This window comes from Pseudoalteromonas sp. SG41-5 (assembly GCF_014164495.1).
In the GTDB taxonomy this organism is placed as follows: Bacteria; Pseudomonadota; Gammaproteobacteria; order Enterobacterales; family Alteromonadaceae; genus Pseudoalteromonas; species Pseudoalteromonas rhizosphaerae.
The window spans coordinates 39,929-52,970 of the sequence record NZ_JACJFH010000012.1 but is presented as its reverse complement, the minus strand read 5'-3'; the positions used below and the strand labels follow the sequence as shown (position 1 = coordinate 52,970).

Genomic DNA, 13,042 nt, shown 5'->3' with positions numbered 1-13,042 from the left:
TGATCAAAAAGGCTCTTTATGCACAGGGGGTATTGGATCAGATCTTATCCAATGGATAACATAGTCTTAAAACGCAGTTAGATCATAGCTTATCCACAATCTGATCTAAATACTCAGTAAATTGTGGGTAACTTTAAATTTGGATCTAAACTGTGATCTTAATTAAATACGCTTTATTTGCTCGATCCAGCTTGGTAACCAAGCTAATGCGGTGTCTTCTGGTAGTTCTTCATCAAGAATATTCAACTCTAAGCGCTCTGCTATACAGTGCGCGCCTTTACTTACTAAAAGTTGTTCTAGATTACGGCCAGCGAGGTTATAGGTATCATAACTGGTGTCACCTAAACCAATAACACTAAAATTTAATCCTTTTAAATCATTAACTTGATTAATATCTTCAACAAAGGATAAAAGGTTCTCAGGGTAATCACCAGCACCATAAGTAGAAGTACACAATAACCAGATAGTATTTTCTTGGTTTATCTGTGAAAAGTTAGGTTGATCATGAACTTCTGTAGTGATCCCTTGAGTAACTAACTGCTCTGCTAGTTGCTCACCTACATACTCAGCAGATCCCATTTGGCTGCCTATAATGATATTAACGGAGTTCATAATTCTATTTGATCACACAACTGCTTACTTATAGGCTTATGATAACTGAGTTTACTCAGCAGTAAAGCCTTGAATGGAAGTTTGTATAAGTATTTAAAGTACGATTTTTGATGTTTCTTATTTTTAATTCGTAATTATTTGATATATATAAATAAAATAAAGTATTCCAATATGTAATCTTCTGATCAAGCTGTTGATAAAAAGTGGGAAAGCTGGGTAGTAACAACATAAGATCTTATTTTTATTTTACTAAGATATTGATTTTACGTTTTATGAGTGGTGAATTTTCGTTTCATTAAGAGTTTTAAAACGAGTGATCAGAATGTGGATAGATCGCCTGTTGATAACGATCGTTTTGGCTATAAATTAATTTATGAAATGCCAAAAAATATTTCAAGTAGGGTGCTAAATAAGTAATTAATGGCAATTAAAGTTGATTTAGTGGGTTTATTGCTCGATTTATACTGTTATTAGCTAATAAATTGAGTACTTTTTATATGCCTCTCAGTTAAAAATGATCAAAAAAGCCCAAATTGTGGATAACAATTTGAGCTTTTGCTGATCAATTTCTAAATTAGTTACTATTTTTATCACTAATTATGATTTTAATTTTGTATAAATAGCTTTTAAAACTCCGATTAGAATAAATGATCGCTACTTTTTGTGCTATTAAAAGTACTGCTAGCGGTAAAAATATAGGCTTTTGTGGCATCAAATAGTGCATTGCCAAGCGTATATCTTTGCACGCCATGTGCAAATAATGGGCTGCTATTACTACTATTATCGCAAAGGAAATCACTTTTTAATGGCTGTGCCATCACGTTAAGTGGCACCTTAAGTGTCGTTGTTACTTGCTTTATTGCTGTTAAATCGGATAATCCAGGGATAAAAATACCATCAACGCCAGCGTCTTGATAAGCCAAAGATCGAGTTATTACATGTTCAAGAGAAGCCATATTTTGGCTGTAGCAATCACTTCTAGCATTGATAAATAGCTGTGAAAAACCATACTTTTTAAGTGTATTTTTAATCGCTTTAAGGATCTCTACTTGGTGTTCTAGGGAGCGTAACTGAGCTGTTTTTTTATCTGAATCCTCAATATTAATACCGACAGCACCTAATTTGGCTGCAGCTAAAACATGCTGACAAATAGTGTTTACGTCATTACTGTAACCTGATTCAATATCCACAGAAACAGCAATATTAACAGCATCGATTATTGGTTTTAGCTGACTTATAAACTCCTCAAATGAGCATTGTCGCCATCTTCTTGACCACGAGATTGGGCCATCCCCCAACTTGTTGTGGCGATAGCAGCAAAACCAGTATCAGCTAATATACGAGCGCTTAATGGATCCCACGCATTTGGTAATAAAAATAATTGATCTTGTTTATGTAATTGATGAAAGGTTTGGTATTTATTCATAATGATCTCAAAAGTGAATTTCATTATGACTATAAAAAGATTACGGTGACTACGCTGGCCAAATTCGGCACTGAACGTAAATTTTAGTGTGAGTTATGTTGAAATACAGCGCGAACTACTGTTATTTATAGGGGGGGTGGTCGTGTGACCCATAATGCTGCGAATGCAGCTCCTCAGGAACGTGTTACGGGCATTTAATACGCCCTTTTTCTTTATGCTCATTTCGAGCTAGTTCATAATTAAAATTATCACAGTGATCATAGATTGCAACACCTTTTTTAAGGCGGAAGGGGTGTCGAGGCATCATGAGCAGTGGCCTAGACGTGCGACTCTGCGAGTCGTCCCTACCTCTTTCGAGTAGGGACGACTTATTTTTAATTCCCAAGCCTTTTAATGATTACTTTAAAATTATTGCCATCTCGGTCATCAATTAATTCAATATCAGGATAGGCTTTAATTGCGCGCTTTATGCCACTGCCAAGTCCTCGATAAGGTAAAATTTTAGGGGCAAAAGACGCTAAAATTGGATTTCTAACATTTGAGTTTCCCATCTTAATATTTTCTATAGTTAAATTATTGGGCAAGTGACCAGGACTAACTATTTCAATTCTATCTGCAAATATTAAAACTTTAACTGGTGCCGATACAAAGTAATCGCGATGAATAAGCGCATTGGCAATAAGCTCTTCAAGCACTATTCGCGGAATTTCTGGTTCACCTATAGAGTTGATGCCTTGTTCATTCTGCATATGGCGAATGTTAGCCAAGACAAAACCTAGAACCTTTTGGAACACATCCGACAGTTTGCCGTTAATATCCTGGCTGTCAATATAATGCTCGTCTTCGATATCAACACCAGGAAAAGCCATCGCTTTTACAATAAAAACAGGTAAGCGTATTTGTGGTCGTGACGCAAACAACAAAGTGCCGCAGATGTTGAGCTGCCCATTTTTTGCCAAATTCATGTTTTCAAGCAGTTGAACGCGCGATACATCTTGGTCTTCAACTCGCTCGCTGTATTCTTTCTCGAAAAATGCGTCGAAGAACTCCTGATCAACATTAGCCGCTGAACTACCGTTCACTGGTAGCTCATCAGCATGGACTAACGCTGATGATTGAAACATTCTCAACAGCTCTTCTCGTACGCTGACTTTTGATTTGTTTGCGCTATTTTTTACCCAGACATGAAGGTTGCCATCCATATAAGGCTTGCTAATACCTTCAGGAACATCAACAACCATCACCATACCACTGGGTAAAGCAATGTTTTCCGTGGTTACGGAAAGTGGTGGTTTAACATCCTTTGCAGCATTAGAAACGAGTTGATTGATTCGCCCCATATCATCAATGGTTAACCCTTGAATGCCGCCCTCATCAGTGACTCCAATGAACAATAAACCGCCTTTAGAATTACTGAATGCTGCTAACTCGGGCACTAAACTTTCGGCTCGCGTAATATTTTGTTTAAACTGATGCCTTGAGTCTTCACCGTTGGCAATAATGGCTAAGAGTTCTTCGGTTTCCATGCTTCATATACCTGCTTACGTTTCTCGAAGGCTTCAGCACCACCTTCCATAATACTAACAATGCGTTGCTGAACTTCAGCACAGTCAATGCTGCCGTTAACTAACGCGATGTGGTCATCTTGATACTCACAAGCAATCACCTGTTCGGCATCTCCCAGCACCGGAATATTGGCGTTGTGTGTTGCGAAGATGAACTGAGTAGAAGGCTTAAGTTCTCGGATCAGCTTGATGACATCGTCATAGATGGTTTGGTTGTCCAAATCATCTTCTGGTTGGTCAATAATCACCACGTCGTTTTCTTGCTGACTCAACACAAACAGCATCAACGCAGATGCCCGTTGCCCCATAGAATGGTGCGCTAGTGCCTTGCCGTGATACTCGATGGTAAACACATTCGGTACTTGCCAGGTTAATAAGGCTTCTAGGTTGTCTTCAAAATACTGCCAGAAGGTATCAAAAGACCCGCCTAATGTGCTTTTCAGTTTTTCAACATCACGATAGACTGATGCAAAGTCACTGTATTCATCCACCACACTTTGCAAAGTTACTTCACGAATACGGCTCCCTCGATATAAATCTTGGATGTGCTTAAGCATGGCAGCTTTGTTCTCCTTAAATTGCGGCACAATTTTAAGTGGCGAATCGACCCGATTTATCTTGCTCAGCACCTGCTCAATTGTGCGGTACTCCTCCAGCCATAAATCATTAAGCTGTGCTAATTCACGTTCTAGGGATTGATTCAAATCCGCATATTGCTGCTCGCTCTTGGCTAGCACAGCTAACATTTGCTCGGCTTGGTCTAACAAGCTTTTAAGCTGTTTAAATTCTTGCGGGCTAATCGCCTGTGCACCAGCTTGCTTGAGCTCTGTGGCCAATTTGCGTTCAATCTCGGCAAACTCTTCCTTCAGCGCCTGCTTTTGTTGCACAAAGCCAGACAGCTTCTGCTGTAATAGAGCAACCGTATTGTGACCATTTAGCACCGTTTGCTTGATGCCATCAAAACCGATAATCAACTGCTGATAGGTAGCAAAAAAATCATCAAAAAATGTCTGATTTTGGGCAGATTTATACAACGCCTGATTCTTTAGCTCATCCTCAAAGCTTGCCACAAAACTATTTAGCTCAGAAAGATAATGCTTGGTACTGTGGATAATTTGCTCCGCTTTTCGTTCATCTCTATCAAAATCCACCTGTTTCTGAAGCTTGATCTCGACACCGTATCGTTGATAAAAATCTAGTCGATGTTGAGCATCTAGCTTTTTCTGCGACCACTCTTGCTTTTGCGTTGCCGCTCGGATGAGGCGTTTAATCTGATTAATAGCGTCCACCACCCGCTGTCGGCCTAGCTCAATTTTTTGCCGAACTGGCACCAGCGCTTCGCCAAGTAACTTTTCAATCAAATCTTTTTCAAAGCCAGCGCCCGTGCTGGAAAGGTCTTTCTGACCAAAGTAGATCGGCTGATATAACACCGTTTCACGCACAGACACGCCCGGTTGCAACTGACCGTTCACATACACATCGGGGCGCTCACCCAATATACGGCGGATCTGATAAGGCTGGCCGCGGCGATCAATGGCGTCGATGGTAATTTTGCCGCCACTACGCAGTAAGTGCTTTACTAGTCCTTCTTTGTATTCCACGTCCGACGACTTATCTCCAAAAGGAATATTCAGCGCGTAACGTACCCCTTCCAGCACGGATGATTTGCCACTGCCACGGATTCCAATCAGGGTATTGAGCTCAGGCGAAAGGCAAATTTCCGTACCACCTAAAGTGCCAGCCCCTTCAAAGCGGATTTTTTGAATATAGGAATGCTTATAGCTGGGCAACTCTGCACTAACTCTGGAGGCTTTATCGCGCAGCGCAAACTTAACCGCCTCAAAGCTGAATGAACCTAGCTTCAGGTAACTGGCTTTTTTACGCTCTGCCATTTGATTTAGTTGTTTGGCATCACACCCTTGCACTTCAGCCGGATAGAGATTACCTAACTCTTGCTGTATTTTTATTCGCTTATCATGCGTATCTACTTTTTGAAAGGCCAAGGCTCTGCGTCGTACTGTCGCGTTCTCAAATAGCTCTTTTATTCGACCTGGAGCAAGGCCGCCCCATAAGCCATTGGGTGCTTCAACATGAGCGAATACCAAGAAATAATCCTTGTTGTACCCATCCAATACCTTGATCGTTTCCAAAATGTCGTGGTTCGAACGAGCATTTTCTTGTTCAAAGTTTGCTTGGCCTGCGAATGTGACGCTAAGAAAACTCTGGATGTAATTCTCAGTTTCTTTGTTATTTATCCACTCATCGGCAAATACCACCAAAGTATGCACACCTGCCTGGCCATCTTTAATGGATAGCTCAATGCCCGGCAACAAACCAATGCCTGACTTGTTGGCTTTTTTGCGCAGCGCCTTAAATTCATTCAGATCAAACTTGTTGTGGTTGGTGATCACACCAAGGCCAATACCAGCATTAGCTAGCGCCGCGACATACTGGTTTGCATAGTCGTTCTCTTCACCATTATAGGTAAACTCTTTATCGGCGCGAGTATGGAGATGGAAGTCAGCTTTTAACCAGTGGCTGCCATACGAAAAAATAGAGTTACTCATGTATAACCTACCTCATTTAAAGGTGTATTTATTTTTACCTGAATGTTTCTTTGTGCCAGCATCGTTTATTGCTTATATAATATTGGACACAGTGTATTGTATCTAGAAAGATTCAATTCAAAGGTCTATGCTAAATTATGAGTTTTTACTTGCTCTAAAAGCTCCTGAAGTTCGCAGTCAAATAAAAGGCAAAGCTTATCTATAGCCACTAGATCTACCTTCTGAGCTGTTTCACGGTAAAGTAGAGTAATAGTATTTCTACTCAACCCTGTTTCTCTGGCAACGTCTGCAATTCGCATTTTGTGTTCGCCCATTAGTCTTGCGAGGTGACACTTGATCACTGTTTGCTCCCAACAAATGTGTTTACTGTCATTAGAATAACACTCAACACTTAAGAAGCAATTTTTTAAGTTGAAATGACAAAATTAGACATTAAGCCCTAAACCACTCCTTTCAAATCCTGTAAAGCCATAAATCGGAACCTTTCAAGCCGGGCACCCCTTATTTAGTAACCCTTTGGGCGATTTCTAGCTTGACTGGCTTTTCAAATAAAGGCGGGAAAGAGGGGAGGTAAATAAATTTATATTTATCTGTTTTTATTATATTTTCCCCGTATTTCAATCTAATATCCTTTATTGAAATAGACTTGGTAGGGTGGTCATAGCCTCTTTTCGTTTACGATCTATAATAACTTCCTCTTTAGTGGACCAATAGTGGCCCATAACAAAGAGAGTGGTGGGCCATTCAAGACCCATATTATGTAACTAAAGGAAACTATTGAAAGATTAAAAATCTATTAGATTTATGAATAAATTAGATATTTTAACTTTCGTTGGATGTTTGTTTCCTTCCTTTAGTTTACCTTGTTATTTACCGATACAAAACGAGCTGAAAATTTTGCCAAGTAGATCGTCAGAGGTAAATTCACCGGTGATCTCGTTTAAGTAGTTTTGTGTTAAACGTAGTTCTTCAGCGAGGATCTCACCGGCAATATGCATCTCTAATTGGTCTTTGCCAGTTTGTAAATGATGAGCTGCGCTATCGAGTGCATCCAAGTGACGACGACGGGCCATAAAACCGCCTTCGGTAGCTCCCTGAAAACCTATACATGCTTTTAAGTGAGTACGAACTAACTCTATACCATCAGCATTTTTAGCACTTAAGCTGATCACTGGATATTGCTGGTTTTCGCTCATACCTACTTCGTCACCCGATAAATCGGCTTTATTTCTGATCACGGTTACGCCCATACCGGCAGGTAGTTTGGCCATAAACTCTGGCCAAATAGCATGTGGGTCAGTGTCTTTGGTATCAGTGCCATCAAGCATAAACAACACGCGGTCGGCTTGTTTTATTTCATCCCATGCGCGTTCAATGCCTATTTGCTCAACGCGGTCTGGGCTTTCGCGCAGGCCTGCAGTATCTATAATATGTAGCGGCATGCCATCAATGTGAATGTGTTCTCGTAGTACGTCACGGGTGGTGCCGGCAATTTCAGTAACAATAGCGGCTTCACGCCCTGCAAGTGCATTTAGTAAACTAGATTTGCCTGCGTTAGGGCGCCCAGCAATCACCACGCGCATACCTTCACGCATAATGCTGCCTTGTTTTGCTTGATTGGTCACATTGCTTAGCTGGGTGATAATGGCATTTAGATCACCAGAGACTTTACCGTCAGATAAAAAGTCTATTTCCTCATCGGGAAAATCAATGGCCGCTTCAACGTACATACGCAAGTGAATGACTTTTTCAACTAAGGTATCAATGTGCTTAGAGAACTCGCCCTGGAGTGATTGTAAGGCGCGTTTGGCTGCTTGTTCTGAAGTGGCATTAATTAAGTCAGCAATTGCTTCTGCTTGGGTTAAATCCATTTTGTCGTTCATAAAGGCGCGCTCAGAAAACTCGCCTGGCTTTGCTAATCGCACACCTTCAATTTGGCTAATTTCTTTAAGTAGCATATCCAGTACTACAGGACCGCCATGGCCTTGTAGTTCAAGTACATCTTCGCCAGTGAAAGAGTTTGGCCCGGCAAAATAAATAGCAATACCTTGATCAAGTTGCTCGCCAGCAAGACTGTTAAATGGCACGTAATCGGCGTAGCGCACCTTAGGGCAACGACCAATAATCTGTTCGGCGACGGTTTTTACTAAACTGCCAGAAACGCGAATAATACCAACGCCACCACGACCAGGTGCGGTTGCTTGTGCTGCAATTGTGTCTTGATTGATCATGCTAATAATTTGCCAACTTAAAGAGTAATGGTATGAGCGTATTGTAACCTATGCAGTTATGACTGGCGAATAGCGGGCAATAAAAAAGGCGACCAATGGTCGCCTTAATTTAAGTAACTGAGCAAATTAGCCCCTGACTTTTATTCCTTGCTTTTCCATACCGCGATAGATGATCAGCATCTGTGCGATAGAGATAAGGTTTGATACTAACCAGTAAAGTACTAGACCAGATGGGAACCAAAGGAAGAACACTGAGAAGATAACCGGCATAAAGGTCATCATCTTTTGTTGCATCGGATCAGTTACCGTCATTGGTTGTAGCTTTTGCGTAATAAACATACTGGCACCAAATAAGATTGGTAGTACGTAGTATGGGTCTTTCGCAGATAAGTCAGTTAACCAAAAAATAAATTCAGCATGACGCAGTTCTGTTGATTCTAAGAATACATAAAATAGCGCTAAGAAAATTGGCATTTGCAGCAAAATAGGGAAACAGCCACCCATAGGGTTTACTTTCTCTTTGCGGTACATTTCCATGGTTGCTTGGCCGAATTTTTGACGGTCATCACCAAACTTTTCTTTTAATGCAGCCATTTTAGGCTGTAGGGCACGCATCTTCGCCATTGACGTATATTGCGCTTTGGTAAGTGGGTACATTGCTGATTTAACAATCACAGTAATGGCGATAATTGCCACACCCCAGTTACCTAGTATGCTATGTAGCCATTTTAATAGTATAAATAACGGCTGTGAGATAAACCATAACCAACCGTAATCGACAGTTAAATCTAAGTTCGGATGAATAGCTTCAAGTATATCCGACTCTTTAGGGCCCATATAGTAAGTTGCACCAAGAGTTGCTTGTTGGTTTGCTTGTACATTTATCGGCTCACCTTTAGCACCAATAATTGCTGCGTTGCCTTTAGCAATTAAGCTGTAAAGGGTATTTTGCTGTTCTTGCGAAGGAACCCACGCACTTACAAAGTAGTGCTGAATAAAAGCAATATAACCACCTTGCGTATTAATGCTAAGGTTTTTGTCGGCCATATCAGAAAAGCTATATTTCTCGTATTTTTCCTCAGCTGAACCATAGGCAGCACCTAAGTAGTTTTGGTCAACTAAGCTGCCTTTTTCTTGTACTGTGCGTTTTACTTGCGTATACAGCTGTACTTGAATTGGCTCTGCGGTAGTGTTATTTACTGAGTATTCTAAAGCAACATCGTATTGACCTTTTTTGAATACATACGTTTTAGTAAAACTAACACCTTTGCTATCAGTAAATGTAAGTGGTACGCGAAGTTCGTCACCTGTTAAAGCAAATGTTTTTTGCTCAGAGTGATAAACCGGGCGACCTTCTGCAGATGCATCTGGGCCATTTAAGCCTATTAAACCACTTTGAGAGAAATATTGTTTACCATCAAACTCACCAAGTAACATATAAGGCGTTTCGCTGCCTTTTGTTTCTTCGTATTGCAGTAAGTCAGCTTCAACAATATCACCACCACGGGTGTCAATTTTAACTTTGAATACGTCAGTCGTAATTTCAATAACTGAACGTTTCGCGGTTGTTGCTGCAGTAGGTAATTCACCATCGGTTGATGATGGAACATAATCATCAGAGTCAGGGGAATTAGTTTGTAGTGTTTGTGTGTTGGCACTAGGATCGACTTTTGGTGCGTTGTAGTCTTTATTCCACTCTTGGAACAATAAAAACGATACAAGCATCAGGCCGATGAATAAAAACGTGCGTTGCGATTCCATAACAGCTCTTATTTCTCGTGTTGGTGGTTAATATGGGTTAATTTTTCAGGTACGGGATCATCCCCACCTGAATGTAAAGGATGACATTTTAATATGCGTTTAACCGCTAACCAACTCCCTTTTACAGATCCATGCAAATTAATTGCTTGAATAGCATAACTAGAGCAGGTTGGATTAAAGCGACAATGCGGACCTAACAGCGGACTAATCCACTTTTGATAACCACGAATTAATAACACTAAACAGCGCTTAGGAAAAGCAACAAGTGGTTTTAGTAACCTCATGATGTTCAAGCCTCTGCGTAATATTTAGTGAATGGATACCATGAATTTAAACGCCCAAAATGGAATTTTAAATGCATGATTAAAAGGTGAGCTAAAGATACCTTAATTAACCATGTAATTCTATTGCTATTGGCTCTGTTTATTGGATTTAGCCGATTTGTTGGGGCGTTTTTTAAACGGCGGTGGTTTTGGTGCACCAGGTTTACAGCGTTCGTTAATCTTGCGCCATAATTTAGTGAGTTGTTTAGTTAGCTCTTCATTTGACTGTTCATCAATACCACTTTTAACCATCAGCACAATATCGACATTATCAATAGTGTGTTGGTTTAAACGAAAACTTTCGCGAGCAAGACGTTTAATACGGTTTCGTTGGCAAGCTTTTTTAACCCGTTTTTTAGCGACAGTGAGTCCTAAGCGAGGTTTTGCTTGGTCATTGGGTTTTGCTAATAAGGTAAAGAAAGGAGTTGCGGCCCGAGCGGGTTCATTAAAGATGCGAGAGTAATGCGAGGGAGTTAACAGACGTAACTCCCTGCCAAAGTTAAAGTCTTCCACTTATATATTAAGCAGAAAGAACTTTGCGGCCTTTAGCGCGGCGACGAGCTAATACTTTACGGCCATTTACAGTTGCCATGCGAGCACGGAAACCGTGTGCACGTTTGCGTTTTAAAACGCTAGGTTGAAAAGTTCTTTTCATAACAATTCCATCCGATCGGTTAAAGGTTAAAACATCCTATGCAGGTCGCGATCCTGGCACAGGTGCCATTGCGAGCGCGAGATATTATCGATGAAGTGCCTTAAAGTCAACCATAATCGCATTTATAATAGAGGGGGGATAATAGATCTGTTGGCAGGATCTGCTAGGATCCTTATATTAAAGAAGTTTTCCACAGGCTCTGTATAAAAAGTGCATAAAAGCTTGGGGTAAGTAAAATAGATCACATAATTTGATCGCGATCCAAGCCCTTTTTTGCTATGATCATACTTTGAAGTTAAAAATAATTGCTATTAAAAATCAACGTCTTGCTTGTTTTTTTTAGCCAGATCATATTTTTCAAAAAAATCAATCTTGTACTTGTGGATAAAGTGCATTCATAATACTCGGTCTTGGGTTAATAAATTGCCTAAATAATAGTAATAAATGTATGATTTCCGGCCACTAAAGATGACCGGGAATAAATACTAAGTCTTTGGGAGTTTAACTGTGTATCTGTCGGTTTGGCAAAGTTGTTTATATGTATTGCAAGATGAACTGCCTTCGCAGCAGTTCAGTATGTGGGTAAGACCACTACAAGCAGAAAGTACCGAAGATACCCTGACGATTTATGCACCTAATCGCTTTGTGCTTGATTGGGTAAGAGAAAAGTACTTAAACCGAATTAATGAATTACTTGTTGAGATTTGTAAGGATGAAGCGCCAGAGTTACGCTTTGATGTAGGTAGCAAGCCAATCCACAATGCGCAAGTGATCGCGCCTGCAACAACTGGCTCTGCGACCCCGATGAATCAGCCGGCGGCAAAGCAGCAACCAAAAGCAGCTAAAGCTGTGGTTGAGCCTGCTCCTAAGTCTGGTTACAAATCAAACATTAAAGAAAACTACACCTTTGATAGTTTTGTTGAAGGTAAATCTAACCAGTTAGCAAAAGCTGCTGCGACGCAAGTTGCGGATAATCCTGGTGCTGCCTTTAACCCGGTATTTATATATGGTGGAACGGGTTTAGGTAAAACGCATTTATTACATGCGGTTGGCAATGGCATTATGGCAAATAAGCCAGATGCAAAAATTGTTTATATGCACTCAGAACGCTTTGTGCAAGATATGGTTAAAGCCCTGCAAAATAATGCTATTGAAGAATTTAAGCGTTATTACCGCAGTGTTGATGCTTTAATGATCGATGATATTCAGTTTTTTGCTAACAAAGAACGTTCACAAGAAGAATTCTTTCATACTTTCAATGCATTACTTGAAGGTAACCAACAAATTATTTTAACCTCAGATCGTTATCCAAAAGAGATTGAAGGGGTTGAAGATCGCCTTAAATCACGTTTTGGTTGGGGTTTAACCATCGCGATTGAGCCGCCAGAGCTTGAAACGCGAGTGGCTATTTTGATGAAAAAAGCCCAGCAGAGTAAAATTAATTTACCTCACGAAGTGGCTTTTTTTATCGCTAAAAAATTACGTTCAAATGTGCGTGAGTTAGAGGGCGCGCTTAATCGTGTGATTGCTAATGCAAACTTTACTGGTCGACCAATTTCGATCGACTTTGTAAAAGAAGCATTACGTGACTTACTCGCTTTGCAGGACAAACTGGTCACGATAGACAATATTCAACGTACGGTTGCTGAATATTATCGTATTCGCGTCTCAGACCTGCTATCTAAGCGCCGCAGCCGCTCTATCGCAAGACCTCGTCAAGTTGCTATGGCATTGTCTAAAGAACTTACCAATCACAGCTTACCTGAAATTGGTGATGCCTTTGGTGGCCGCGACCACACTACAGTATTGCATGCGTGCAGAAAGATTAAATCACTACGTGATGAAAGCCACGAAGTGAAAGAAGATTATCAAAACCTAATAAGAACATTGTCATCTTAGGGC

At 40.5% G+C, this 13,042-nt stretch carries 10 protein-coding genes and 1 pseudogene; 1 reads left to right on the top strand and 10 read right to left on the bottom strand.

What is annotated here, in order from left to right:
• Positions 1–162: 162 nt before the first annotated feature.
• The 10 genes and pseudogenes from H5232_RS05300 to rpmH form a co-directional block, all read right to left on the bottom strand.
• Positions 163–612, bottom strand: a complete 450-nt coding sequence (locus H5232_RS05300; RefSeq protein ID WP_182830614.1) for a flavodoxin domain-containing protein — start codon at positions 610–612, stop codon at positions 163–165.
• 638 nt (positions 613–1,250) lie between these two features.
• A pseudogene (locus tag H5232_RS05295) lies at positions 1,251–2,038 on the bottom strand (isocitrate lyase/phosphoenolpyruvate mutase family protein).
• 374 nt (positions 2,039–2,412) lie between these two features.
• Complete coding sequence (locus tag H5232_RS05285; RefSeq protein ID WP_182830611.1) at positions 2,413–3,564, bottom strand: RNA-binding domain-containing protein; 1,152 nt, start codon at positions 3,562–3,564, stop codon at positions 2,413–2,415.
• Positions 3,543–6,170, bottom strand: coding sequence for a TrlF family AAA-like ATPase (locus H5232_RS05280; protein WP_182830610.1), 2,628 nt, complete (start codon positions 6,168–6,170; stop codon positions 3,543–3,545). Before H5232_RS05280 ends, H5232_RS05285 begins: the two co-directional genes overlap by 22 nt.
• Positions 6,171–6,295: 125 nt before the next feature.
• On the bottom strand, positions 6,296–6,511 hold the full coding sequence (locus H5232_RS05275; RefSeq protein ID WP_169021194.1) for a helix-turn-helix transcriptional regulator: 216 nt from the start codon (positions 6,509–6,511) through the stop codon (positions 6,296–6,298).
• 525 nt (positions 6,512–7,036) lie between these two features.
• Positions 7,037–8,401: a tRNA uridine-5-carboxymethylaminomethyl(34) synthesis GTPase MnmE gene (gene mnmE, locus H5232_RS05270; RefSeq protein WP_182830609.1), complete on the bottom strand. Its 1,365-nt coding sequence runs from the start codon at positions 8,399–8,401 to the stop codon at positions 7,037–7,039.
• Positions 8,402–8,527: 126 nt separating this feature from the next.
• Positions 8,528–10,162: a membrane protein insertase YidC gene (gene yidC, locus H5232_RS05265; RefSeq protein ID WP_182830608.1), complete on the bottom strand. Its 1,635-nt coding sequence runs from the start codon at positions 10,160–10,162 to the stop codon at positions 8,528–8,530.
• Between the two features lie 8 nt (positions 10,163–10,170).
• A complete protein-coding gene (gene yidD / locus H5232_RS05260; protein ID WP_064668255.1) occupies positions 10,171–10,446 on the bottom strand; it encodes a membrane protein insertion efficiency factor YidD in 276 nt (91 codons plus the stop codon).
• A 126-nt stretch (positions 10,447–10,572) separates the two neighbouring features.
• Positions 10,573–10,998 (bottom strand): ribonuclease P protein component, encoded by a 426-nt coding sequence (gene rnpA, locus H5232_RS05255; RefSeq protein ID WP_145241711.1) that lies wholly within the window; start codon positions 10,996–10,998, stop codon positions 10,573–10,575.
• 7 nt (positions 10,999–11,005) lie between these two features.
• A complete protein-coding gene (gene rpmH, locus H5232_RS05250; protein ID WP_004335215.1) occupies positions 11,006–11,140 on the bottom strand; it encodes a 50S ribosomal protein L34 in 135 nt (44 codons plus the stop codon).
• 507 nt (positions 11,141–11,647) lie between these two features.
• Between rpmH and dnaA the strand changes: the two genes are divergently transcribed.
• Positions 11,648–13,039 (top strand): chromosomal replication initiator protein DnaA, encoded by a 1,392-nt coding sequence (gene dnaA, locus H5232_RS05245; protein WP_145241713.1) that lies wholly within the window; start codon positions 11,648–11,650, stop codon positions 13,037–13,039.
• The last annotated feature ends 3 nt before the right edge of the window (positions 13,040–13,042 follow it).

Excerpts from the sequence above, each read along its gene's own strand:
- H5232_RS05300 (WP_182830614.1), bottom strand. The coding sequence starts at position 612 with ATGAACTCCGTTAATATCATTATAGGCAGCCAAATGGGATCTGCTGAG.
- H5232_RS05285 (WP_182830611.1), bottom strand. The coding sequence starts at position 3,564 with ATGGAAACCGAAGAACTCTTAGCCATTATTGCCAACGGTGAAGACTCA.
- H5232_RS05280 (WP_182830610.1), bottom strand. The coding sequence starts at position 6,170 with ATGAGTAACTCTATTTTTTCGTATGGCAGCCACTGGTTAAAAGCTGAC.
- mnmE (WP_182830609.1), bottom strand. The coding sequence starts at position 8,401 with ATGATCAATCAAGACACAATTGCAGCACAAGCAACCGCACCTGGTCGT.
- yidC (WP_182830608.1), bottom strand. The coding sequence starts at position 10,162 with ATGGAATCGCAACGCACGTTTTTATTCATCGGCCTGATGCTTGTATCG.
- yidD (WP_064668255.1), bottom strand. The coding sequence starts at position 10,446 with ATGAGGTTACTAAAACCACTTGTTGCTTTTCCTAAGCGCTGTTTAGTG.
- rpmH (WP_004335215.1), bottom strand. The coding sequence starts at position 11,140 with ATGAAAAGAACTTTTCAACCTAGCGTTTTAAAACGCAAACGTGCACAC.